Raw genomic sequence first — 24,603 nt, 5'->3', positions numbered from 1 at the left:
AATCATCGTTAAACAGAAAGAATCAATATGATAAGACAACCTCAAAACGCATCCCAACCGGCAAACCACCCCGGGGATTGAACGAAATATTTAATTTAAAAATCATAAAATTCATGAGATCGTATTTTTTGATAACTTAAATTAAATGTTTCGATTCTTTGATTTTGCCTGACCAAATAGTATATGATTAAAAGGAATTGGGCGAAAAGACGAAGAATTAGGGTAATTTAAAAAGGAAAGTATGGTGTTGTATAGTGGCTTACATTCACTTAAAGGATGTTGTAAAACAATACGGAACAGGGAATACCGCAATTTTAGCCAATGACCACGTAAATTTAGAAATTGAAGAAGGGGAATTTGTTGTCATTCTAGGCCCTTCTGGTGCTGGGAAATCAACGCTTTTAAATATTCTAGGTGGGATGGATGCAGTCACTTCGGGTGAAGTTTTAGTAGCGGATAAAAACATCGCTTCATATGACGAGAAAGGGTTAACCGAATACCGGCGTGACGAAGTGGGCTTCATTTTCCAAAACTATAACTTAATCCCTAACTTAACGGCTATTGAAAATGTAGAGGTGTCTGAAGAAATTTCGGATAATTCATTAGCGGCCAAGGATGCATTGCAAGGAGTTGGCTTATACCACCGCAAGGACAATTTCCCCTCACAATTATCAGGTGGGGAACAGCAACGTGTATCGATCGCCCGTGCGATTGCGAAAAATCCAAAGTTATTACTATGTGATGAACCAACGGGTGCTTTAGATTATGAAACTGGGAAAAAGGTGTTAGGATTCTTACAAGATTTAACCAATGAACAGGGGACAACTGTTGTTGTCATCACCCATAACCAGGCGATTGCACCGATGGCTGACCGTGTCATCAAAATCAATGATGGCACTGTCTCGTCACAGGAATTAAATGCACAACCAATGCCAATTCAAGATATTGAATGGTAGGTGGTGCTTGATGAAAATGAAGAATCGAAAAATATGGTTAGACGGCTTTCGCGAGATTAAGAATACTCTGGGGCGTTTTTTAGCGCTCTTGCTGATTATCGCCTTGGGAACAGGCTTCTTCGTGGGTATCCGTGCTGCTGCACCAGATATGATTGCAATAGCGGATAAGTATTTTAACAAAACCAACTTAGAAGATATGTCTATTCAGTCAACCATGGGGCTAGACGAGGATGATTTAGCCTTATTGGAAGATGTGGAAGATATTGAATATCAACCGTATGCCTATGTTGACCGTCAGATTGCTACGAGTCATGATTTAATCCGTTTCTATCCAAACTTCAATGAAACATCAGATATCAACCAATTTGATGTCCAAGAAGGACGGTTACCTGAAGCGACCGATGAAATCGCCATTGATAACCAATTAGCCAATGAGGAAGACTACCAAATTGGTCAAGAGATCAGTTTAACTGCTTTAGGCGTTGATTCAGAAGATGATGAAAGTGGTGCGCCAGCTCTTTCAGGTGAGACTTTTACCATTGTTGGATATGTGAACTCACCACTGCAAATTTCAAATGTTAGCCGCGGTGCGACAGCGCTTGGAGACGGGCAATTAAACGGTTTTGCGGTGGTTGCACCTGAAGCGATTAATGGGGATATTTATACCAGTATCGCTATTGACGTGACCTCTGTAGATGATTTAGAGGCCTATTCAGACGAGTACAATCAAGTCATCGCAGACAAGCAATCAGAAATTGAAGACGTATTCGCCGACCGACCAAGTGAAATCTATAACCAGACTGTATCTGAAGCAGAATCAGAAATCTCTTCTGGACAAGCGGAAATTGACTCAGCTAGATCAGAATTAGCGTCTGGCGAAAGTGAATTAAACCGAGCACAATCAGAAATTGATGACAACCAAAGTCAACTAGACCAACAGAAAAGTCAAGTTGAGTCGCAACTAGCAGAAGGCGTATCCTTAGAACAAGCAGGTATGTCTAGTGTGGCCGCTCAATTAGAAGCTGGTCAAGCAAGTCTTGATTCAGCTCAAAGTGAGTTAAACCAAGCAAGAAATGAATATGAAAGTGAACGTCAGGAAGCTGAAGAATCCTTGTCTAGCGCTGAAGCAGATATTGCGGACGCTAAATCAACAGTGGCTGATTTAGATAAACCGACATATACGATTAACGACCGTTCTGCCGTCTCAGGCTACACCGCTTGGGAAAATAATGCAGATAACATGGCGACAATTGGCCAAGCCTTCCCAATTATTTTCTTCCTGATTGCAGCCTTAGTTTCCTTTACCAATATGCAACGGATGGTAACGGAGCAACGGGTTCAAATTGGGACATATAAAGCCTTAGGTTATAGCCCACAAACCATTCAAACCAAGTATATTATGTATGCGGGAGTGGCTGCTATTTTAGGGATGGTCATCGGTATTTCAATCGGTAACTATCTATTCCCGAATATCATTGTGACTGCCTTCTCCAATACCGTCGCCTTACCTGGCATGATGTACACTTGGCAAATTATGGACATCTCAATCGCAGTAGGGATTTCCTTGTTGACGACTGTTGTACCAGCTTGGTTAACCACTAGAACGACTCTGAACGAGAAGACCGCCCGCTTATTGCAACCTATTACTGGTAAGAATGGCCAACACATTTTCCTAGAAAGATTTAAAGGGTTCTGGTCGCGCTTGAGTTTCCAAGGTAAGATCACTTGGCGGAATATCTTCCTCTATAAAGGGCGTAACTTGATGACCATTATCGGGGTTGCCGGATGTGCCATGTTGATTGTCACTGGATTCGGTCTATCTGACTCTATTTCAGGTCTACCGGACGAACAATTTAGCCAAGTGAAAATGTATGACGGGAGCCTTTCACTTAATATGGATGCCAGTCAAGAAGATCGCGACCAAGTAGTGACCGATTTAACAGCTAATGACGACGTAGAGAACGTTTTACCACTGACCCGTGATGTACTGATGACCGATGACGATTCAATCACCCAACAAATTGTAAGTGTTATGGCCTTTGAATCAGACAGCAACTACCATGACTACTTCCAATTGCAAGAATTAGACACCGAAAATCAAATGTCCTTACCTGAAGAAGGTATCCTTATCACCGCTAAGCTAGCCTCATTGTTAGGCGTGCAACCAGGAGATACAGTGACCTTAGTGGATACCAATAGCGATCCTTATGAATTTTCTATAAAAGGCGTTATTACCAACTATCTAGGTCATGAAATCTACATGACAGACGCTTACTATCAAGAGGTATTCGATGAAGTAAATGAAGACAACACAGCCCTTGTTCAATTTGATAGTGGCTTATCTACTAGCGACCAATCCGCAATCTTTGACCAAGTCAAAGAAGAAGTTGGCGTCATTGGGACAAGTTTAAATGCTAGTCAAATCACGGACTTTGAAGAAACCCTATCAGCCCTTGATTTGGTTACCGTCGTCTTGATTATTTCTGCGGGAGGCCTGGCCTTTATCGTCCTTTACTCATTAACCAATATTAATGTGTCAGAACGGATGCACGAATTAGCGACAGTTAAGGTGCTAGGATTCCGGTCACTTGAAGTCAGCATGTATGTTTATCGAGAAACCTTATTCTTAACCATGGTTGGGATTATCATTGGGAATTTCTTAGGTTACGGCTTACTAGGCTATATCTTAAATACAGTGGCAATCGATCAAGTATTCTTCCCGATTGTGATACAATGGCAATCTTACCTATACGCAAGTCTGATTACCTTAGCATTTTCCCTTGTGGTCATGATCTTCATGCACTACAAATTGAAGAAAGTGGAAATGGTATCAGCACTAAAAGAAGAAGATTAATAAAAGTAGGACCGGGTTTAACTCTGGTCCTACTTTTTTCATGGGCAAAATCATCAAATTCACCAAAAATTATACAATATTGTTTTAAGTGAATCCCTATTAGTGGGCTTTTGTGTCTCATCTTCTCATTTAATTCCTTAAAAAATAAAGGATTTTCTAGACATGGCTTGAGTTTTTAGTAAAATGAGAGTAACAAAAGATGATAGCGCTTACAAATTCTAGTGTTTAAGGAGAGATAAACAATGAATTTGGACTGGATTAAAACGCGCGCAATTACTTCCCCTGAAAAGGTGGCGGTGATTGATCCATTGAAACACACGGAATTTACCTATCAAGATTTAAATCAACGAGCGGAAATTTTAGCTCGGCACTTGGTAGAGGATGCAGGCATCAAAAAGGGAGACCGGATTGCCACTTTTGCTCCTAACGATATTGCTATTATTGATATGTTGTTAGCTGCAATTAAGATTGGTGCAGTCTTCGTTCCACTCAACTGGCGGTTAAAACCAGTAGAAATTGCCCGAGTGGTAGAAGATGCAGGTATTGAATATATTTTATATGCAACTAACCATTTAGGCCGTCTATCAGAAGTACCTGACGCTTACATCAAGTACAATGTGGATGAGGCTGAATACAATCAAATGATGGATTTAAGTAACCATCAACCTTTTGAGAGTGTGTCTGTTGATTGGCAAGATCCGATTTTATTAATTTATACCTCAGGTTCAACCGGTCGACCAAAAGGGGTCATTCATACCCATGAAAGTTATCTAAATAACGTTTTCAATCAAATCATATCTTGGAGAATGAGTGAGGACTGGGTAACAATTGGCTCAACCCCAATGTTCCATATTTTAGGTTTTATTGATATTGCGATACCAATGTTAGTTGTAGGCGGTCAATTAGTCTTAGAACGCTACTTCAACTATGAAACCATTAACGATTGGATCCGTACATACAAACCAAATGTACTGGTCATGATTCCAACCATGTACTACGGTATTATCGCTTCACCTGACTTTAAACCAGAAAACTTAATGAGCGTAGACTTATTAGTCGCAGGGGGGTCACCACCATTACCCGCTGTGCAAAAAGTTTTCCAACAAATGGGTAAAATGATTATTAACGCCTACGGCTTAACCGAAGCGCCTTTATTAACGTTTAATACTAGTCAACGCGCTAATGAGCGCCCAGCTACAATTGGTTCTCCTCTTTTATTTGATGAAATGATCGTTGTAGATGATGAGATGCACCCATTACCGCAAGGTGAAATTGGTGAATTGTTGGTGAAAGGGAAGAACGTAACACCTGGTTATTGGAAGCTGCCTGAAGAAAATGCCAAAGCTTTCCACGATGGCTATTTTAGAACTGGGGATTTAGCTTACTTAAACGAATATGGTGAAATGACTTTAGTCAATCGTTTGAAAGAATTGATTATTACTGGTGGGGAAAATGTCCTACCATCTGAAGTTGAGGCTGTATTAACCCAACATCCATTGGTTAAATCAGCTATTGTACTTGGATTTGAACATCCAAAATTTGGTGAATCTGTTTCAGCAGCGATTATGGTCAATAAAGATGTTGAAGGCGCAGACAAATTCCAAGAAGTACTAGATCAATTCTGCTTAGAAAAACTTGCCGGTTATAAGACGCCAAAACTTTACATGGAAATTGATGAAATCCCAGTTAACTCAGTTGGTAAACCAGACCGTCTAGAACTTAGCCGTATGATGGCAGCGCACGCTAAAGAAAATTTGACAGCAAGCGCAGGTAGTTAAAATTAAGATTCATTTAGGCACTAGGAGGCTTATTTTCCTAGTGCTTTTTTTATTTGTTTTTAAATTTACCTAATAATAATTGCTTGTAAAAACCAACTATATAGAGGATTTTGTATTCCATTTTTTAATAATAGGTATTAGTTCAACTTATAGTTATTGTTAATAACGCCTTTTAAGAAAGCGTTTACAATAACTATTAGTATTGCTCATAGTCCGTATTAATGAGGCTTATTTTTCTTTATAGCTTATTGGTATTAATATGACCTTGTAAGCGATATCATCTTTGTTAGTTTTACTAGAAAATATTCAATTAAGCAAAACCAGCGTGACAATTGATCTATATATAAATAATAAGGAGTGTTTACCTCATGGAAAATAGAGAAGCAGTATTAAAAGCGTTATTCCCAGAAGATATCTTAAAGATTTCAAGTGGTTTAACTGATGGAGAAATTGAAATTTTAAGACAGTTGGTTGAATTATTAGAAAGTAAATACCGTAGTGGATTAAATGAGGCATGGGTAAGTGAAACGGAACCAAAAGGATTCTTTGAAGATATGGGGAAATTAAGATATTTTGATAACCCGCTGTTATTTGAAGGTCGTGAAGGTAAAAAGACAACTAGTCAATTATTCCAATTCTTCTTCGCTTTTACCCTATCACGCTTTGATGTTTCCTTGAATACCTTATTGGGTGTACATACTGGTTTAGGTTTTAATACCTTCCTATTTGGTGGGAGCCCAGAGCAAGTCCAAAAATACATTCCACAATTAGCTAGCCACCAATTACGTACTTGCTTCGCTTTAACCGAACCAAACCACGGTTCTGACGTAGCCTGGGGTCTAGAAACGAGTGCTAGACGTGAAGGAGATAAGTGGATCATTAATGGTGAGAAACGTTGGATTGGGGGGGCATCCGTTGCTGATGTGATTCCAGTATTTGCCCGTGATGAAGAAACTGGAAAACCCAAATGCTTTATTGTTAAGGCGGGACAAGCTGGTTTAGATATTGACGTCATTCAAAATAAAATTGCTTTAAAAATTGTGCCAAATGCCAATATCCACTTGAAGGATGTCGAAGTAGCTGAAAGCGATCGACTACAAAATATCAATTCATTTAAAGATATTGCGAAAGTTTTATATTCAACACGTGCAGGAGTTGCCAACATGGCCACCGGTGCAATGGCAGGTGCTTTACAAGCTAGCTTAAAATACGTTTCTCAAAGGAAACAATTTGGTAAAGAAATTTCGAATTATCAATTAGTTCAAGAGAAATTAGCCATGATGCAAGGAAATCTAACCGCTGCAATGGCCTTATGTTCACAAATTGCACGCCAACAAGAAGAAGGTGACTACAACGAAGTAGTAACTTCAGTTGGTAAAATGATGAATGCCTTAAGACTTCGTGAAACAGTGGCTATGGGTCGCGGCATCTGTGGTGGTAACGGGATTGTAGTAGACAATGACATTGCTCGCTTCTTTGCAGATGCAGAAGCAGTTTATACCTATGAAGGAACGCATGAAGTAAATGCGCTAGTTATTGGTCGTGCTTTAACTGGACAAGCAGCTTTTAACTAACAATTAAATGGGGATTTATAACCATAAAAGAAAACCAAAATAAAATGAAAATAGAACCTTATAAGCGAAGCGGACGGACGTTGCAGGTGTTCTGCCCAACCGCTTTTAGATAGTTTCAATGACCAAAGATGGAGGGAAATAAGATGACAATTACAAAAGCGACCGTTCTCGGAGCTGGTGTCATGGGTAGTCAGATTGCCGCCTTGCTAGTAAATGCAGGGTTGAAAGTGCAATTGCTAGATGTCGTGATTGACGAAAACGAACCGAATAAACTGTCAAAATCTGGTTATGACCGAATTACTGACCGGAAGAAACCCATGTTATATCAAAGCCAATTCCAAGGAAACCTAACCTACGGAAACTTTGATGACGATTTAACCACGCCTTCAGACGCCGATATTTTTATTGAAGCGGTAAAAGAAGATATCAAGATTAAACATAGTATCTGGGAGAAAATTGCCGCAGTGGCTAAGCCAGAGGCAATTCTTGCCACCAATACTTCAGGAATTCCTATTCATGCTATCGCCAAAGTCTTTAAAGGCGACGAGCGGCAACGTTTTCTTGGGATGCATTTCTTTAACCCGCCTCGCTATATGAAGTTGGTGGAATTGATCCCAACAGCAGATACTTCTGAAGAAACAATTGCCCAATTAAAAGTCTTTACTGAGAAAAAGTTAGGTAAAGGGGTTGTTGTCGCTAACGATGTATCAGCCTTTATTGCCAATAGAACGGGCACCCACTCTATGAGTGATATTATGTATCGAGCAGAACGTGACGGCTTATCAATCACGGAAGTAGATGCCTTAACAGGAAAAGTACTTGGGCGACCACGCACTGGGACTTATGGTTTATCCGACTTAGTAGGGAATGATGTGGCTACTTTTGTAGTTGGAGGCCTGATGCAAGATCCAAGCGAACAGCCATATTTCAATCAATCTACTTTAATTGGCAAATTGGTTGAAGCAGGGGCTTTAGGTAATAAGGTTGGTCATGGTTTTTATAAAAAAGAAGGACGCCAGCGTTTAGTGGTAGATCCAGAAACCCTAGAATATGTACCTGCTGAGAAGCCGAATTTACCTATTCTAGCTGAATTTTCAAGCAATTTGAGAAAGAATATGGATGTCATCTTTAATGCCACAGATACAGCTGGTAAGTTCCTTTGGGAAACTTTAGCGAGTACTTTCTATTACGCGGCGAATAATATTCCTAAAGCGGCAGTAGATTATAAAGATATTGATCGTGCCATGGTTTGGGGCTTCAATTGGAAAGTCGGTCCCTTCCAACTTTGGGATTTAATGGGCTTTGAACGGGTAAAAGATCGTATTGAAAAAGAGATAGGACCTTTACCAGAATGGGTAGCAAATCGAAGTGAACCATTTTACAAAGAAGGGGAGATTCTTGAGAATCTAACACCAATCAGTGAAAAAGTAGATGCAAATATTTGGGAAACAGAGGCATCAACCTTAAGTGTGATCAATGATAATCAGTTATTATTTAATTTCCATACGCCAAATAACACAATCACAGGCGAGTTATCAGCTGAATTGATTAAAGCTGTGGATGAGTTAGAGTCTGATGACTATGTGGGGATGGTGATTTATTCAAATGGGCCGAATTTCAGTCCTGGTGCGAATTTGAATATGATGAAAGAAGCCATTGAGTCTGACGGGGTTGATGCGTTAATTGGTCAAACAATCAGTGAACTACATGAAGCGGTTAACCGGGTTCGCTACACAGCAAAACCAATTGTTACAGCCGTTCGGGGTCGTGCACTTGGTGGTGGGGCTGAATTAGTTTTAGCATCACCTTATATTGTCGCTTCAGCGGAATCTTATATCGGGTTAGTTGAAGTGGGTGTTGGTCTAGTCCCAGGTGGCGGTGGTTTGGCGGAATTAACGGAACGTGTAATGAATATGCCAATCCAAAAAGATGCAAAAATGCGTATTCTAGGAGATGTCATTACGCGTGTAGCTTCTGGTGACGTATCGATGTCAGCTTATGAAGCCAGAGATAAATACTATCTAAGAGAGTCTGACGATATTGTGGCAGCTAGTGATAGTGTAGTGGAGATTGCCTTAGACAAGTTAACTTACTTATCTAAGACGAACTTTATTCCGCGGACTAAGATGAACTTCCCGATTCTAGGTACTAGCTTCAAAGCGGTTGTGGAAGGTCAATTAGATGCGATGCGACTAGGTCATTTTATCAGTGACTATGATATGGAATTAGGGTTAACCGTTGCAGAAATTATGACAGGTGGAGACTTGCCTGAGGGAACACTTGTTAACCAAGATTGGTTACAACATCTAGAAAAATTGCATTTCCTTAGATTGGCGAACAACCAAAAAACATATGAACGGATTGCCTATATGTTAGAAACACGTAAACCATTACGAAACTAGTGGATGAAATTAGGAAGGAATGAACGAATGATGCAAGATGCTTATATCGTTTCTTATGGACGATCAGCGATTGGTAAAGGGCGGCCGAATGGTGCCCTAGCCAATGATCGTCCAGATGATGTTGCTGCTGAAGTATTAAAAGGGGTCATTGACCGTATTGAAGGTGACTTTGATCCAGCTTTAATTGAGGATGTCATTGTCGGATCAGCCTTTCCAGAAGGTGTGCAAGGGATGAACTTTGCCCGTACAATTGCCTTACGGGCGGGGTTACCTTATACAGTTGCTGGTCAAACAGTGAACCGCTATTGTTCATCGGGATTGCAAACAATTGCTATAGCAGCTAATGCTATTATGGCTGGTCAATCAGATGTTTTAGTAGCTGGTGGTGTTGAGTTTATGAGTGCAGTTCCGATGGGTGGGAATGAACCAACAAATAACCCAACCTTACAAAAAGATGATTCGGGAGTATCTTACCCAATGGGGTTAACTGCTGAAAATGTAGCAAGTAAATACAAGGTTAGTCGCGAAGACCAGGATGCCTTTGGTGTAGAAAGTCATCGCCGGGCCCACAAAGCACAAACTTCTGGTCGTTTTGAGGATGAGATTATACCGGTTACTACCCATAAAGTGCGCTATACCGAACATGGCCCACAGGTAGAAGAAAAAATCTTTGATCAAGATGAAGGGATTCGACCAGAGTCTTCAATGGAAACTTTAGGAAAATTACGGACAATCTTTAAGGCAGATGGCACTGTGACAGCAGGAACAGCTTCACAAATTTCTGATGGTGCAAGTTTTGTTGTCTTAATGTCCGGCGATAAGGTCAAAGAATTAGGGGTTAAACCAATTGCTCGTTTTGTTGGCTTTAAGGCTGTTGGCGTTGATCCGAAATATATGGGGATTGGCCCAGCCTATGCCATTCCAGAGGTCTTAGAACTTACTGGCTTAACCTTAGATGATTTGGATTTAATCGAGTTAAATGAGGCCTTTGCCTCTCAAGCTTTAGCGTCAATTCGTGAATTAGGTATTGATCAATCCATCACCAATGTGAATGGTGGAGCGATTGCCCTAGGACATCCTTTAGGGGCAACAGGTGCGATTTTAACATCAAGGTTGCTAGCTGAAATGGGCAAGCGTGAAGGTAGTAAGTACGGCATGGTGTCTATGTGTATAGGTGCTGGTATGGGGGCTGCGGGTATATTTGAGTATATTCGCTAAACAAGATGTTGGCAGTGATTAGCTAAATTATCCGAAATCTATAGGCTTAGCTAGTCACTTGCCCATTTTGCAAAGGAGTAAATCAATGTTTGAAACAATTTTATTTACCATTGAAAACCACATTGCAAGGATTACCTTTAATCGTGAAGCCTCCGGTAATGCCTTTTCTGAAACAACTTATCAGGAAGTGATTGATGCTGTAGCATCGGTTGAAGAGAATCCAGATGTAAAAGCGATTGTAATTACTGGGGCTGGAAAATACTTCTGTGCTGGTGGAGACATTCGTCAATTCAAAGACTTAGTGGCATCAGGTGGAGGGATTCCTGAATCAGGGGTGATTAAAACAGGGGAAATGGTTGCAGCTGTTCGTGGGTCATCTAAACCCGTCATTGCAGCCGTAAATGGTGTGGCAGCTGGTGCTGGATTAGGTTTAGCTTTGGCTTGTGATTTTATATTAATGGGGGAAGGGGCACAATTAGTGACGGCCTTCATTCAGATGGCTTTTCCAGGTGATACTAGCTTGCTCTTTAATTTGAGTCAATCAATTGGCGTTTACCGGACCAACCGTCATGTCATGCTAAATGAACCCATTACCGCTGACTTAGCCGAAGACTATGGACTTACTTACCAAGTAGTAGCGGATGAAGCATTACTAGTAGCCGCGTTAGACTTAGCTAGTCGTTTTGTTACTAGCCCGTCTGTAGCTATCGCTTACCAAAAGACGATTATGTATGATTTACAATATCCAAAGGCTTTAGAGAATAACCAATTAGAAGCGAAATATATGCGCAGGGCTTCTTTAACTGAAGATCATCGCGAGGCAGTAACTGCTTTCTTAGAAAAGAGAAAGCCTCAATTCCAAGGAAAATAGCCTGGTATGTTAAACTATTGGCAAGAAGAAACGTAAAGGAGCCAATAAATATGGACATCAACCAAATGCAGTATTTCGTGGAGATTGTAAAATCAAATGGGAATTTAACAGTTGCCGCAGAAAATCTTTTTGTCTCACAGTCAGCTTTAAGTCAATTTATTAAAAATTTTGAAAAACAACAGGGTGTGTCGCTTTTCAACCGAAAGAACGGCAGAATTGTAAGCGTTTCCGAATCTGGGATGCGGGTGTATGGTTCAGCCTTAAAGGTATTGAACCAATATAACAATTTAGAACAAGTGATTGAAAAAGAATCGCTCGTCCATAAAGGGCGTATCAAGATTGGGATTCATCCAACTTACTTAAGATTCTTCTTCAACAAATTTATTCCTCAATTCCTTATTGAAAATCCAGATGCCCATATTGAAATTGTAGAGGCGGGTACCAATGATTTATATCGGATGCTACAAGATAATATGATTCATATGGCCGTTTTAGTGCCACCTGAAATACTCGATGAAGATAAATATGAATCCCATCAATTGGTACGAACAGAAATTGTGGCTTTTATGGGACCAGATCATCCCTTAGTGACGAAACGCTTGCTTAGATGGTCACACTTAGATGACTATCATTATGTTACTTATAACAAGGAAGATGTCGTACATGATTTGGTGACGGAGAAATTGCATACCCATGATTCTAAGGCGATTCAATTATTTACTTCAGGCTCTTGGGACTACATGATTGAAACGGTCCTCTATAATCAGTTGGTGGCGTTATTACCAACAGTATATTTTAGTTTATTTATTGCCAAATTAAATCAGATGGGGATTGTTGAGAAAAGATTTGAAGACCCTATTCCCTATACGCCAACCTTAGTACGTGAGAAAAAAGCAGGGTATTCAAAAGTTGAAAATTTTGTATACCAATCTATTTTAGAGAATTTTTATTTAGAAAATCAAAGCCTTAAATATGATTTTCTAGATGAGGAATAATGAATGGTTATCAAATATTGATGGTGCGGATAATGAACTTTCATCATAAGCGCAGGCCTATTTGATAACCTCTAATCGTTAATATGAGAAGGAGCGATCCAATATGCAAACGCGTGTCACTGAAATGCTCAACATTCAATATCCAATTATTCAAGGGGGAATGCAGTATATGTCGCTGGCTGAACTTGCTTCAGCTGTGTCAAATGCTGGTGGACTTGGTATAGTACCGTCCATGGCTTTCCCGGATGTAGATAGCTTAAGAGCTGAAGTCAAAAAAATGAAAACTTTAACGGATAAACCCTTTGGCTTCAATATTTCATTAGTGCCTGAAGTAGCTATGCCAGAAGTGATTATGGATTATATTCAAGTCTTGGTTGAAGAGGGGGTACCAGTCGTTGAAACTTCTGGTCAACGGCCAAGAAACTTTATCCAACCATTGAAAGATGCTGGTATTAAAGTGATTCATAAAGTTACTTCTATCCGCCATGGGTTAGCGGCACAGGAAGATGGTGCGGATATCATTGCCTTTGTTGGTGCTGAAGGTGGTGGCCATCCGGGAGTAGATCTTGTTTCTGGTCCAGTACTTTGGGCTAAAGCGGTAGAGAAAATGTCTGTACCTGTATTGGCTGCTGGTGGGATTGTGGATAGTAAAAGCCTATATGCCGCTATGGCTTTAGGTGTAGATGGCGTCTTAATGTCCACTAGATTTCTGGCAACACCAGAAGTGAATGCTTCTGATACATATCGGCAAGCCTTATTACAGATACCAGAAAATGGAACTGTTTTAACAATGACTTCTTTAAGAAATGCTATGCGTGTGGCGAATAATGAAATGGCTCAAGAAATTCTTCAAGCAGAAAAAGACGGCGCGACGCTAGAAACACTGATGCCTTTGATTTCAGGGCGTAGGTCTTATGAAGCGATGCAAAATGGTGATGTCCAACATGCGCAACTCAGCATGGGCCAAGGTGTGGGGCGGATTAACGAGATTATGACAGTTGATGAAATATTTGAGGAGCTGATTAATGGTTTCCAAGAACGACATGCCTATATGACTAACCTTTCAGCTGTATTTAAGTAGGAGGGTAGGTATATGGATAAACAGCAGATACTTTCAGATTTATATCCTGAGGACGTATACGGATTCAGCCAAAAATTAACTGAAATAGAAGTTGAATTGTTAAGTAAATTGCGTCAAGTATTAGAAAGCCAAATAGCGCCTACTTTAAAACAGCACTGGAAACAAGAGACTTTTCCTTTTGAGGGCTTTAAAGCGGTCGGCGACCTAGGTTTAATGAACCATCCTGATTTATTCAAAGAAGGTCAGCGCCCATATAAAGTGAGCGAATATTTTAATCTTTTCCGTTATTATGAATTGGCCAGGACGGATATGTCCTTAGCCACCTTTATGACTGTCCATGCGGGGCTAGGCTTTACTACCTTACTACTAGGCGGAAGTCAGAAACAAATTGATTATTTTGCACCAAAATTTACTAGTTTTGAATGGCAGACTTGTTTTGCCCTAACAGAGCCCGACCATGGATCTGATATTGCTGGTGGTATGGCGACAACAGCAGTAAGAGATGGCGATAACTGGCTATTAAATGGTGAGAAACGGTGGATTGGCGGCGCAGGTTCAGCTGATTTCATACCAGTGTTTGCCCGTAACCCAGAAAATAATGATATCCTTTGCTTCATGGTATCAACTGCAACCGAAGGGCTTACTGTAGAGAAGATTGATGGGAAAATAGCCCTAAGACTGGTACAAAATGGCCATATTTATTTAAAAAATGTTCAGGTAGCTGAGGCCTTTAGACTACCTAAAATTCAATCCTTCAAAGACGTTTCGCGTATCCTTTACGCAACGCGTGCAGACGTTTCCCATATTACGGCAGGTGGGCATGCGGGTGCCTTAAGAGCGGCTTTGAGATACACGGGACAGCGAGAACAGTTCGGTAAAAAAGTTAGTCAATTCCAAATTACCCAGGAAAAATTAGCGAGGATGCAAGCGAATGCTGCAACTGGCTTATCCTTATCTTATCGCTTAGCTGAACTTCAAACTGAGGGGAAATATGCTGAAGTACCAGCTTCAATTGCTAAAATGCAAAATGCGCGCTTATTAAGGGAAACTGTCGCATTGGGTAGAGAAATTTGCGGAGGAAATGGTATTACTGTTGATACGGAAGTCGCAAGATATTTTGGCGATGCAGAAGCTATTTATTCCTATGAAGGGACACATGAAGTGAATAGTTTGATTATAGGGCGACATTTAACAGGGTTTAGCGCCTTTGTATAGTTTGTTTAAAAGTCTTTTGGCGGACCGGGTGCGAAAACTTAGTCCGCTATTTTTATTGAAGCATTAAAAAGAATTTAGAGGTGGACTATGAAAAGTAAGGTACGTTCAGTAACAGAAATTGTCACCTTAGTGAAAGATGAGGCACGCATTGCTTTTACAACTAGTGGTATTGGCGGTTTGGCGGAGGAATTTTTTGGTGCCTTACGTTATCAATATGAGCAAACCAGTCATCCAAAAGACATTACGGTGATATCAGTTGCAGGACTCAGTCGCGGTGAGGGAACGGGCATTGACTTATTGCTGGCGCCTGGATTACTCAAACGCTATATCGGGTCACATATCCACGGCGCCCCATTAACTGGGCAAGCTGCTTTGGACAATCAAATTGAACTATTTATTATACCACAAGGCACGATTGGCTTACTTTATCGAAATGCCGCAGAGAAAGGACCAGGTGTGTGGACGAAAGTAGGACTTGATACCTATGTGGACCCCCGTCAATCTGGCGGAAAAATGTCTGATAAAGCTCGTCAGCAAGAAGACTTAATGACAGTTGAAACATTACAAGGAGAAGAATGGTTATTTTATAAAAACATTGGGATTGATGTGGCCGTTATCAAAGCAACTTATGCTGATGAGAACGGGAACTTGGCCTTTAACCATGAGCCCATGAATCTACAGGCTTTAACAATGGCTATTGCTGCCAAGAATTCTGGTGGAATTGTTATTGCTCAAGTTGAACAAGTAGTTAAAAAAGATAGTTTACAGGCTAAATCCGTTCTTGTACCAGGAATTTTAGTGGATTATGTGTATAAAGGGACAGCTGAGTATCATCAACAAACTTTTGCTACCAGCTATAATCCGTTACTTTCAAATGAAATTCGTAGCCATCATTTACCAATAAAACCAGCACCGTTGTCCCCTAAATTGGTGATTGCGCGTAGGGCAGCTTTGGAATTGAAACGGCATTCGATTATTAATATAGGCGTTGGACTTCCTTGTATGGTATCTAATTTATTTTATGAAGCCAATTTACTGGATCAATATCATTTCACCACAGATTTAGGGGCTGTTGGTGGGGTGCCTGCTCCCGGTTTTGACTATGGACCAAATTATAATGCAGAGGCAGTCATTAACTCTGGTGACATGTTCGACCTATACCATGGTGGCGGTCTAGAGACAACAGTACTTGGATTTGGTGAAATAAACCAAAATGGCAATGTGAATACGACTTTATTGGGTAATCGTATTATGGGGCCTGGTGGTATGATGGACATTGCGGAAGGGGCAAAGCAAATTATTTTTGTAGGTCCTTTTATGGTGAAAGATAAAAGTCATATTGAAAATAACCAACTAGTAATTGATGACCAAGGAAGTAAAAGTAAATTTACGGACGCCCTATCTTATATTACTTTCAATGGGTTAAAAGCAGTTAAGGCGGGTAAGAAAATAACCATTGTAACCGATAGAGCGGTGTTTGAATTGGATAAGGAAGCGAAATTGGTTTTAACTGAATTGGCACCAGGTCTAGACTTGCAAAAGGACATTCTCGACCATATATCGTTTAACCCAGAAATTGCCGAAAATTTAAAAGAAATAGACAGCCAATTATATAATGAAGAATGGGTTTTAAGTTATCATCAAGTACAATAATATGTTTATTTTGAAAAAACGATGAGAAAGTGCAACTTGGCAATATTTGACATGACTTACTAAAGAATATAAAATAAGTGTGACAAATGGCTGTATTTATATATTTAGGAGATAGTAATGTTGATGAATAGGGTAGCAATTGTCGTTGAACCAGTGACAAAAGATCAATCTGGCGAAATTCGCGTCTTAGTGGATCAAATGGTTTATAAGGCAAAAAGCGCAATTCCTGACGGTGAATTCGTTCAAAACGAATTGGTTAAGATTTGCCGCATTGAAGACGATATCGCATACTGCCAACGTGGTATGTTAGATAATCAATATGATCAAGATATCAAAGTTTCTTTTGGTAGCTAAAATAGTAATATTTTTTGCAATATTTACAGTGAAGCAGATCTCCTTTTTCGGAAATCTGCTTTTTTTATCGAAAAAATAACGTTTACATAAAATTTACACCATTCAAATACGAATATTAACATGTGGTCGGTATGATATGATTAGTGAGTCACTTATTGGGTTTTATATGAGGAGGAGAAAATGTCAAAACGTTATTTTATTTCTACTAGTCGTATTGTGTTATCAATCACAGCAGCAGGTGTCGTTGGTTTAGCAGCTACACCTCAAGCTGAAGCAGCAGAAGTAACCGCTGTCGCAGAAACACCCGCCGCAAATGCCACAAGTACTGAAGCTACAAGTTCTGAAGTGGTTGCTGAAGAAGTGCCAGCAACTGAAGAGACAGTAGCAAGTGAAACAGCAGAATCTTCAGCAGTAACTGAAACAACAGAAGAAATAGCTACTGAACCTGGCGTTGAAGAATCAACACTTGTAGATCCAGTTGTTGAAGACGTGATTACTGAAGACTTAACAGTGTCAGAAGTAGCCGTTGAAACACCTGTAACGACTGCAGCAAGCGACGCAGATACTGATGGCGACGGTCGTGTGGATGAAATTACCATTGCCCATACAAATGACATTCACGGTCGTGCTGAACAAGGTAACGGTGTAATTGGTATCGCAAATGCAGCCCAATACTTTGAAGAAGTTGGCGCAGATGTGATTGTAGATGCTGGGGATGCTTTCCAAGGGTTACCTTTATCTAACCATGATGAAGGTGCAGCGATGGCTGAAGCGATGAATGAGGCTGGCTATGACGCAATGGCAGTGGGTAACCACGAATTTGACTTCGGTCAAGATGTTGCAACTGGTTATCAAGATGAAACTGGTTTCCCTGTATTATCTGTAAACACTGTATATGCAGATAGCCAAGAGTTGGTATTTGAACCTTCTACAAACGTTGCGACACAAGGGTATAACTTAGGCGTCGTTGGGGTATCAACACCAGAAACAGCGACTAAAACACATCCAAATAACGTTCAAAACATTGAATTCTTATCTCCAATTGATACAACAATTAATGAAATTAACCGTTTAATTGAAGACCAAACAACAATTGAAGACGCCTTTATCATCTTATCTCACTTAGGTGTAGATGCAACAACGAATGAGGAATGGCGTGCTACTGCTTTAGCAGTGGCTTTAGATGACGTTGCAGCATTCGATGCTTACCAAATTATCATTTTAGATGGTCACTCTCATACAGCTTTTGCCAATGAACGTTATGGTAATGTTTTACTGCAACAAACTGGTACTGCTTTAAACAACATTGGTTTAGTGACATTGAACTTTGTTGATCCTTCATTAACAGAGGGTCAATTAGTAGATGCACAAACTGTCTTAGAAACAATTGGTTATGAATTTGACGAAGAGGGCAACCAAGTAACTGCCGGCCGCACAAATGAAACAGTTCAAGCGATTGTTGATGAAGCTTCTGCGGCTTTTGAAGAAGAAACGGGTCGTGTGATCGTTGAAGAAAATCCAATCTGGTTTAACGGTGTTCGTGAGTACGCGCGTTCACACGAAACAAACGCAGGTACTTACGTTACTGACGCAATGGTTGAATATGGCCGTAACGGTGGGTTCAACAACCCAACTGATTTCGCTATGATCAACGGTGGTGGTATTCGTGACCAAATCGTTCAAGGTGAACCAATCACTGAAGGCGACGTGATTGCTGTTTTACCATTTGGTAACATTATCTCTCAAATCCAAGTAACTGGTGAAACAATTTACGACATGTTTGAATTGGCTTACTCAGCAACGACTGTGACTGAATCTTATTCATCTTCTGATGGTCAATTCACTGTAGAAGCAATCGATGAAGATTCAAACTTACCAAGCTTAGCGGCTTTAGGTGGTTTCTTACAAGTATCTTCTGACATCAAAATCTACTTCGACCCAACATTAGAAGCAGGTCAACGTGTCTTAGGTGTTTATATCTTAAACCGTGAAACAGGTGAATTTGAATTAGTGGCTGATGACGCAAGTGGTAGTTATTTCATGGCAACTAACGACTTCTTAGCACAAGGCGGGGACGGCTATACAATGCTATCTGGTGAACGTGAAGAAGGACCTTCATTAGACCGTGTGGTGATGGATGCAATGGCAACGGGCGTTGTAAACTTAGCAGACTACGCTGACGCATTACCACAAAACCAAATCATCCCAATCTTAACTGCTGACTACGAAGCTTTACTAGCTGAAGCTGGTGAAACACTAGGTGAAGAAGTACCAGGTGAAGAAGTACCAGGAGAAGAAACGCCTGCAGAGGAAACGCCGGCAGAAGAAACCAATGGCGGTGAGGCAGAAGAAGCGACTTCAGGTAAAACTGATGGACAATCAGGTTCAACTGAAGCTAGTTCAACAGGTAAAACAACAGAAAAAGCAGCAGATAAAGTTGATTCCAAAACACCAGGTAAATCATCTAAAGCTGAGGAAAAAGAAGCAGCTGTAGCGGCTGCGGCTACATTGCCAAAAGCTGGATTCACAGCAGGTGGCTTTGGATTTGCCTTCTCAGCAATCGTTGCTGGATTAGGTTTAGCCTTACCAGGAAGCAAACGTAAATAATCGATACGAATATATTGATACCAGTATAAGAAGCAAAAAGAGGGCTGTTTCCTTTAATCGAGACAGCCCTTTTTAATTTGTAAAGTAAGCCAAACCAAACCTAAGGTGTTAATCAGTATGGAAGAGTTGCAACTGAGACAAAAGTTGAAAGGAAGACATCATTTGCCGAGATGGTAACCTCTCCTTTGTAGAGTGGGAATTAGGATGTTGGACTGATGGACTGGGTGTTGAAATAGTGACGATCAATGTCGAAGGCATTAGTTGGTTGGCAATGAAATTTCGGAAATACAATGATAAAATGATTAAAATAAAGCTTTATTATTAGAATTTAATTTGTTATATTATAGATAACTCAGAAAAACGAAAAGGAGCGAGGTACTATGACTGACATGAACGAAAAATCATCGATAGCTATTTGGGCCTCAAACCCGTTTAGTATTTCTCACGCATCTTTATTACTTTTATTAGCTTAGTTAGGGTTCTACAACATGATGTAGGGTCCTTTTTTCCATGAAATATGGGCCTAGCTAATTAGCCGGTGGCTCGTATCTCACGAAGTGCCGGCTTTTTTATTGGAAACAGTTAGCTAATAAGAGTGAAGGGAATGAAGGGGAAAGTTTTGAGTGAAGGAATGCCCTTTTTCAAAAAGGGGATTAGCAATTATATTAAAAATAAAATATATAGTGGAGATATAGGAGGATTTATGATGAATATTAAAGGGATTAAACGTTTCTCAGTCATGTTGCTGTCAACAATGGTGATTGCGGGTTGTGGAAATTTGACGCAGACTTCTAGTTCGAATTCAAATACGAGTGAGGACACGATTAAAATTGGTGGGAACTTTGAGTTAACGGGTTCTGCTGCTGGTTATGGGAACGATATTAATAATGGCGCGAAGCTAGCGGTTGAAGAGATCAATGAAGCTGGTGGGATCGACGGCAAGCAAATTGAGTATGTTGAAGCGGATAATAAGTCGGATGCCAATGAATCAGCGTCAGCGGCGGCGCGTTTGATTGATGAAGAGGGCGTATCAGCGATTGTCGGGCCGTCATTGACCGCTAACTTCCAAGCGCAAATTAATGCAGCTACACAAGCGCAAGTGCCATTCATTGGGCCAGCGGTAACAAGCGATGGGGCGACCTTGGATTCAAATGGCGAAGCTTATGAATATGGGTTCTCAGTAGCCTTCCTAAACTCTTTCCAAGGCGGCGCGATTGCACGTTTTTCAAATAACCAAGGCTATGAAACGGCAGCGGTTATGCAAGATAACTCTTCAGATTACGGACAAATTCTATCAGACGAATTTACAGGCGCTTTTGAAGGGGACGTTGTGGCAACTGAATCCTATGTAGCAGGCGATACAGATTTCTCTTCTATCTTAACGAATATTAAATCTAAAAATCCGGATGTCGTCTTCATTGCCGGTTACTATACTGAAGCGGGAACAATCATCAAACAAGCCCGTGAAATGGGTATTGAAGCGGCGATTGTTGGACCAGATGGTTTGGCCTCAGAAGAGTTAAGCTCACTTGCGGGTGAAGAAAACATGAATGACATCTATTATGTGTCTCATTTCGCTTCAGATGAAGATGCTTCTCAAGCCTCTCAAGAATTCTCAGCAGCCTTTGAAGAAGCTTACGGTAAAGCGCCGGATGAGTTTGCAGCCTTAGGTTATGACGCAGTTTACCTATACGCAAATGCGGTAGAAGAAGTGGGTTCTGAAGACAATCAGGCCATTGCTGAAGCGATCGCGAATACCACTGATTTCCAAGGGGTAACTGGTGCGATTACAATGAAAGAAGACCATACACCAAATAAAACAGCCTACATCCAAGAGATTCAAAATAATGAAGTGGTTGGATCAACTGCAGTAGCGCCAGAATAGGATTTAGTACTTTTATACTTTAAAAAAGATTCTCCGGATTTTCTAGCAAATTTCTAATAAAAGGCTTGTAACCCTTTTAAAACTTTGCTATATTAATAGCAACTCATTAAGAACAAATTAGAAAGGGGGTGAAACAAGATGAAAACAGCTGTAAAACAATCACACAATGCCAGTAATCTTGTTTCACCAACCTTTGCTAACATTATTATTATTAACTAAGGGGATTCTACGAATGTGTAGGGTCCTATTTCTCGTTAAAGAGGGCCTTGGTTAGAACGACGGTCCTGAAGCGGCTGTCGTTTTTTTTATGGCAAATAATGATGTAGCGCTTGGGTTTGAACATGAGGCAAAATTAAAATCAATTACGTTCTGGGGAGGACATATAGATGAAATTTAAAAAATTAGCTTTAACTTTACTATCTACCGTCACTTTAGCTGCTTGTGGGGCTGCGACTTCTACTAGCAATTCAGGCGCTTCAAACACTACAGACAACGAAACTTTCAATGTTGGTGGTAACTTTGGTTTATCAGGTGCCTTTTCTGCTTACGGTACTGCGATCAATGATGGTGCAGCCTTAGCCTTCAAAGAAATCAACGAAGATGGTGGTGTCTTAGGTAAAGATGTGAACTACATCTCTGTAGACAACAAGTCAGATGCAACTGAGTCAACTACGCAAACTGCGCGTTTAATTGATGAAGAAAACATCTCCGTTTTAGTGGGTTCTGATACAACAGGTTCAACTGAAGCACAAATCCAAACAGCGACTGACGCAAGTGTGCCAATTGTTGCACCAGCAGCGACAGGTGACTCATTAACATTAGATAGCTCTGGCAATGTTTTAGAATACGTATTCCGTGTGCCGTTCCAAGATGCTTTCCAAGGTTCTGTATTAGCGGAATTTGCTAACCAAGAAGGTTACGAAACTGCGGCGATCATCCAAGATAACTCTTCTGACTATGGTCAAAACTTAGCAGCTGAGTTCGATGACATCTTTGAAGGTGAAGTAGTCGGAACTGAATCTTACGTTTCAGGTGATACTGATTTCAACTCAATTTTAAATAACATCGCTTCTAAGAACCCAGACGTCATCTTTATCGCTGGGTACTATACTGAAGGGGGTTCAATTGTGAAACAAGCCCGTGAAATGGGTATTGAATCAGCAATCTTAGCACCAGATGGTTTTGGGGCTGAAGAATTCGTTGAATTAGCTGGTGCTGAAAACGTGAATAACTTCTACTACACTGCTCACTACACAACTGGTGAAGGTGCAACAGATAAAACAACTGCATTCGTTAAAGCCTTTGAAGCAGAATATGGTTCAAAACCAAATATGTTTGATGCTTTAGGTTATGACGCAGCTTACCTAGTAGCAGATGCAGCTGAACGTGCTGGCGAGGATGACCGTCAAGCGATCACAGATGCCTTAGCTGAAACAACTGACTTTGAAGGAGTAACTGGTACATTCTCATTTGACGAAAACCACAACCCAGTGAAAACTGCTTACATCATCGAAATGGAAAATGGTGAAGAAGTAGGTTCTTCAGCAGTAAGTCCAGAAGATGTTGCCAACTAATCTTGCTTATTAGATCTAATCTACAAAAAAACATTAAAATAAAATTAAAAATCAATTGCTTTTTAGAAAGAACCAACTTATACTAATAGTAGTCTTATCTTTATTGTTCCAAATATAAAATTTTGGAGGAATTTATGATGAAAATGAAAAAAATGCTTTTAACAATGGGTTCTTTAATGATGTTGGCGGCCTGTGGTTCAGTGACGCAAACATCCAACAACGCAAGTTCAACTAGCGAGAGTAGTGGAGATACTATCAAGATTGGTGGTAACTGGGACTTATCTGGTGCTGGTGCAGCCTATGGTGGCCCGGCAAATGAAGGGGTTAAATTGGCTTTTAAACTGGCGAATGATGCCGGGGGCATTAACGGTCAAACGATCGAATATGTTGAAGCTGACAACCGTACTGATCCAAATGAGTCTGCCAATACAGCAACACGCTTAATTGATGAAGAGAATGTACAAATGATTATCGGGCCAGCAACAACCGGTGCATTTGAAGCACAAATTCCAACTGGAACGAATGCTGAAATCCCAATGATTGCCCCAGCTGCGACAGGTGATACCCTAACAGTTGATAGTTCTGGTAATACATTAGCGTACGTTTTCCGTGTAGCATTCCAAGATGCTTTCCAAGGTTCGGCACTTGCAAGTTTTGCTAATGGTGAAGGTTATGAAACTGCCGCAATTATCCAAGACAATTCAACTGATTACGGACAGAACTTATCTGCTACGTTTGAAGAAGAGTTCCAAGGAAATATTGTTGCAAATGAGTCATATATTGCAGGTGATTCTGACTTCAATTCAATCCTAAATAACATTGCTTCTGACGATCCGGATGTAATCTTTATAGCTGGTTACTATTCAGAGGGTGGTCCAATCGTTAAACAAGCACGTGAAAAGGGAATTGACGCAGTTATTCTGGCGCCAGATGGTTTTGGTAGCCAAGAGTTTATTGATTTAGCAGGTGCGGAAAATGTTACCGACTTCTACTACACTTCTCACTATACAACTGGTGAAGGGTCAACAGAAGCTACGGCAGAATTTATTGAAACATATGAAGCTGAATACGGTAAAACACCAGACATGTTTGCTGCTTTAGGATACGATGCTGCCAACTTAGCCATTGACGCTATTGAACGTGCAGGGGCAAGTGATCCAGCTGCAGTAACAGCTGCAATTGAAGAAACAGAAGAATTTGCAGGTGCGACCGGTACATTCTCATTCGATGACCAACATAATCCAATCAAGACAGCTTACATTCTAGAAATGCAAGAAGGTGAAGTTGTAGGTTCAACTACAATCTCGCCAGACGACATCGTGAGTGAATAGTAGTCTGACCATTTAATAAAAACAAATTTGGGAAGTTCTAGATGAAATGCAAACTTTGTACACGTTTGTCTTCTAAATACTAGGACTTCCCTTATTTTATGTTGAAAAATGAAGAAATAAAGCGTTAACATTGTCAAAAATATTACGGCTTTAAAACAAAATTAGAAAATTATTAAAAAAGATTGCATAAGAATTGGCATATTCTTATAATAAAACCAGTCTTATTCTTATGGTATTTGCGGTAACGAGGTCAAC

16 protein-coding genes are annotated in these 24,603 nt (G+C 40.4%); all 16 read left to right on the top strand.

Going from position 1 to position 24,603, the window contains the following annotated elements:
- The first annotated feature begins 254 nt into the window (after nt 1-254).
- The gene (locus tag ACFW0C_RS01785; protein ID WP_290490631.1) at nt 255-956 is read left to right on the top strand and encodes an ABC transporter ATP-binding protein; all 702 of its coding nucleotides are present in this window, start codon (nt 255-257) and stop codon (nt 954-956) included.
- A gap of 10 nt (nt 957-966) precedes the next feature.
- Nucleotides 967-3,810 (top strand): FtsX-like permease family protein, encoded by a 2,844-nt coding sequence (locus tag ACFW0C_RS01780; RefSeq protein ID WP_378104840.1) that lies wholly within the window; start codon nt 967-969, stop codon nt 3,808-3,810.
- Between the two features lie 242 nt (nt 3,811-4,052).
- A complete protein-coding gene (locus tag ACFW0C_RS01775; RefSeq protein WP_378104837.1) occupies nt 4,053-5,588 on the top strand; it encodes a class I adenylate-forming enzyme family protein in 1,536 nt (511 codons plus the stop codon).
- 368 nt (nt 5,589-5,956) lie between these two features.
- Nucleotides 5,957-7,162, top strand: coding sequence for an acyl-CoA dehydrogenase family protein (locus tag ACFW0C_RS01770; protein ID WP_378104835.1), 1,206 nt, complete (start codon nt 5,957-5,959; stop codon nt 7,160-7,162).
- Between the two features lie 143 nt (nt 7,163-7,305).
- Nucleotides 7,306-9,564, top strand: coding sequence for a 3-hydroxyacyl-CoA dehydrogenase/enoyl-CoA hydratase family protein (locus tag ACFW0C_RS01765; RefSeq protein WP_378104833.1), 2,259 nt, complete (start codon nt 7,306-7,308; stop codon nt 9,562-9,564).
- A 30-nt stretch (nt 9,565-9,594) separates the two neighbouring features.
- Nucleotides 9,595-10,782 (top strand): thiolase family protein, encoded by a 1,188-nt coding sequence (locus ACFW0C_RS01760; RefSeq protein ID WP_378105224.1) that lies wholly within the window; start codon nt 9,595-9,597, stop codon nt 10,780-10,782.
- A gap of 85 nt (nt 10,783-10,867) precedes the next feature.
- Nucleotides 10,868-11,653, top strand: a complete 786-nt coding sequence (locus ACFW0C_RS01755; RefSeq protein WP_378104830.1) for an enoyl-CoA hydratase/isomerase family protein — start codon at nt 10,868-10,870, stop codon at nt 11,651-11,653.
- Nucleotides 11,654-11,703: 50 nt separating this feature from the next.
- On the top strand, nt 11,704-12,648 hold the full coding sequence (locus ACFW0C_RS01750; protein ID WP_378104828.1) for a LysR family transcriptional regulator: 945 nt from the start codon (nt 11,704-11,706) through the stop codon (nt 12,646-12,648).
- Between the two features lie 103 nt (nt 12,649-12,751).
- The gene (locus ACFW0C_RS01745) at nt 12,752-13,729 is read left to right on the top strand and encodes an NAD(P)H-dependent flavin oxidoreductase (protein WP_378104827.1); all 978 of its coding nucleotides are present in this window, start codon (nt 12,752-12,754) and stop codon (nt 13,727-13,729) included.
- A 12-nt stretch (nt 13,730-13,741) separates the two neighbouring features.
- Nucleotides 13,742-14,944: an acyl-CoA dehydrogenase family protein gene (locus ACFW0C_RS01740; RefSeq protein ID WP_378104826.1), complete on the top strand. Its 1,203-nt coding sequence runs from the start codon at nt 13,742-13,744 to the stop codon at nt 14,942-14,944.
- An 87-nt stretch (nt 14,945-15,031) separates the two neighbouring features.
- Complete coding sequence (locus tag ACFW0C_RS01735; protein ID WP_378104825.1) at nt 15,032-16,597, top strand: CoA-transferase; 1,566 nt, start codon at nt 15,032-15,034, stop codon at nt 16,595-16,597.
- 117 nt (nt 16,598-16,714) lie between these two features.
- A complete protein-coding gene (locus ACFW0C_RS01730; RefSeq protein WP_111857533.1) occupies nt 16,715-16,951 on the top strand; it encodes a hypothetical protein in 237 nt (78 codons plus the stop codon).
- Nucleotides 16,952-17,131: 180 nt separating this feature from the next.
- Entirely contained in the window at nt 17,132-19,558 is a 2,427-nt protein-coding gene (locus tag ACFW0C_RS01725) for a 5'-nucleotidase C-terminal domain-containing protein (RefSeq protein WP_378104823.1), read from the top strand.
- A gap of 703 nt (nt 19,559-20,261) precedes the next feature.
- Nucleotides 20,262-21,443 (top strand): ABC transporter substrate-binding protein, encoded by a 1,182-nt coding sequence (locus tag ACFW0C_RS01720; protein ID WP_378104822.1) that lies wholly within the window; start codon nt 20,262-20,264, stop codon nt 21,441-21,443.
- A 386-nt stretch (nt 21,444-21,829) separates the two neighbouring features.
- Nucleotides 21,830-23,017, top strand: coding sequence for an ABC transporter substrate-binding protein (locus tag ACFW0C_RS01715; RefSeq protein ID WP_378104820.1), 1,188 nt, complete (start codon nt 21,830-21,832; stop codon nt 23,015-23,017).
- A 137-nt stretch (nt 23,018-23,154) separates the two neighbouring features.
- On the top strand, nt 23,155-24,348 hold the full coding sequence (locus ACFW0C_RS01710) for an ABC transporter substrate-binding protein (protein ID WP_378105221.1): 1,194 nt from the start codon (nt 23,155-23,157) through the stop codon (nt 24,346-24,348).
- Nucleotides 24,349-24,603 lie beyond the last annotated feature (255 nt).

It is taken from the genome of Aerococcus sp. NPDC058936 (genome assembly GCF_042741995.1).
In the GTDB taxonomy this organism is placed as follows: Bacteria; Bacillota; Bacilli; order Lactobacillales; family Aerococcaceae; genus Aerococcus.
This window is presented reverse-complemented; position numbering and strand designations above follow the sequence as displayed.

Bases quoted from the DNA above. Each gene is read 5' to 3' on its own strand.
- ACFW0C_RS01780 (WP_378104840.1), top strand. From the start codon at position 967: ATGAAAATGAAGAATCGAAAAATATGGTTAGACGGCTTTCGCGAGATT.
- ACFW0C_RS01775 (WP_378104837.1), top strand. From the start codon at position 4,053: ATGAATTTGGACTGGATTAAAACGCGCGCAATTACTTCCCCTGAAAAG.
- ACFW0C_RS01770 (WP_378104835.1), top strand. From the start codon at position 5,957: ATGGAAAATAGAGAAGCAGTATTAAAAGCGTTATTCCCAGAAGATATC.
- ACFW0C_RS01765 (WP_378104833.1), top strand. From the start codon at position 7,306: ATGACAATTACAAAAGCGACCGTTCTCGGAGCTGGTGTCATGGGTAGT.
- ACFW0C_RS01760 (WP_378105224.1), top strand. From the start codon at position 9,595: ATGCAAGATGCTTATATCGTTTCTTATGGACGATCAGCGATTGGTAAA.
- ACFW0C_RS01755 (WP_378104830.1), top strand. From the start codon at position 10,868: ATGTTTGAAACAATTTTATTTACCATTGAAAACCACATTGCAAGGATT.
- ACFW0C_RS01750 (WP_378104828.1), top strand. From the start codon at position 11,704: ATGGACATCAACCAAATGCAGTATTTCGTGGAGATTGTAAAATCAAAT.
- ACFW0C_RS01745 (WP_378104827.1), top strand. From the start codon at position 12,752: ATGCAAACGCGTGTCACTGAAATGCTCAACATTCAATATCCAATTATT.
- ACFW0C_RS01740 (WP_378104826.1), top strand. From the start codon at position 13,742: ATGGATAAACAGCAGATACTTTCAGATTTATATCCTGAGGACGTATAC.
- ACFW0C_RS01735 (WP_378104825.1), top strand. From the start codon at position 15,032: ATGAAAAGTAAGGTACGTTCAGTAACAGAAATTGTCACCTTAGTGAAA.
- ACFW0C_RS01730 (WP_111857533.1), top strand. From the start codon at position 16,715: ATGTTGATGAATAGGGTAGCAATTGTCGTTGAACCAGTGACAAAAGAT.
- ACFW0C_RS01725 (WP_378104823.1), top strand. From the start codon at position 17,132: ATGTCAAAACGTTATTTTATTTCTACTAGTCGTATTGTGTTATCAATC.
- ACFW0C_RS01720 (WP_378104822.1), top strand. From the start codon at position 20,262: ATGATGAATATTAAAGGGATTAAACGTTTCTCAGTCATGTTGCTGTCA.
- ACFW0C_RS01715 (WP_378104820.1), top strand. From the start codon at position 21,830: ATGAAATTTAAAAAATTAGCTTTAACTTTACTATCTACCGTCACTTTA.
- ACFW0C_RS01710 (WP_378105221.1), top strand. From the start codon at position 23,155: ATGAAAATGAAAAAAATGCTTTTAACAATGGGTTCTTTAATGATGTTG.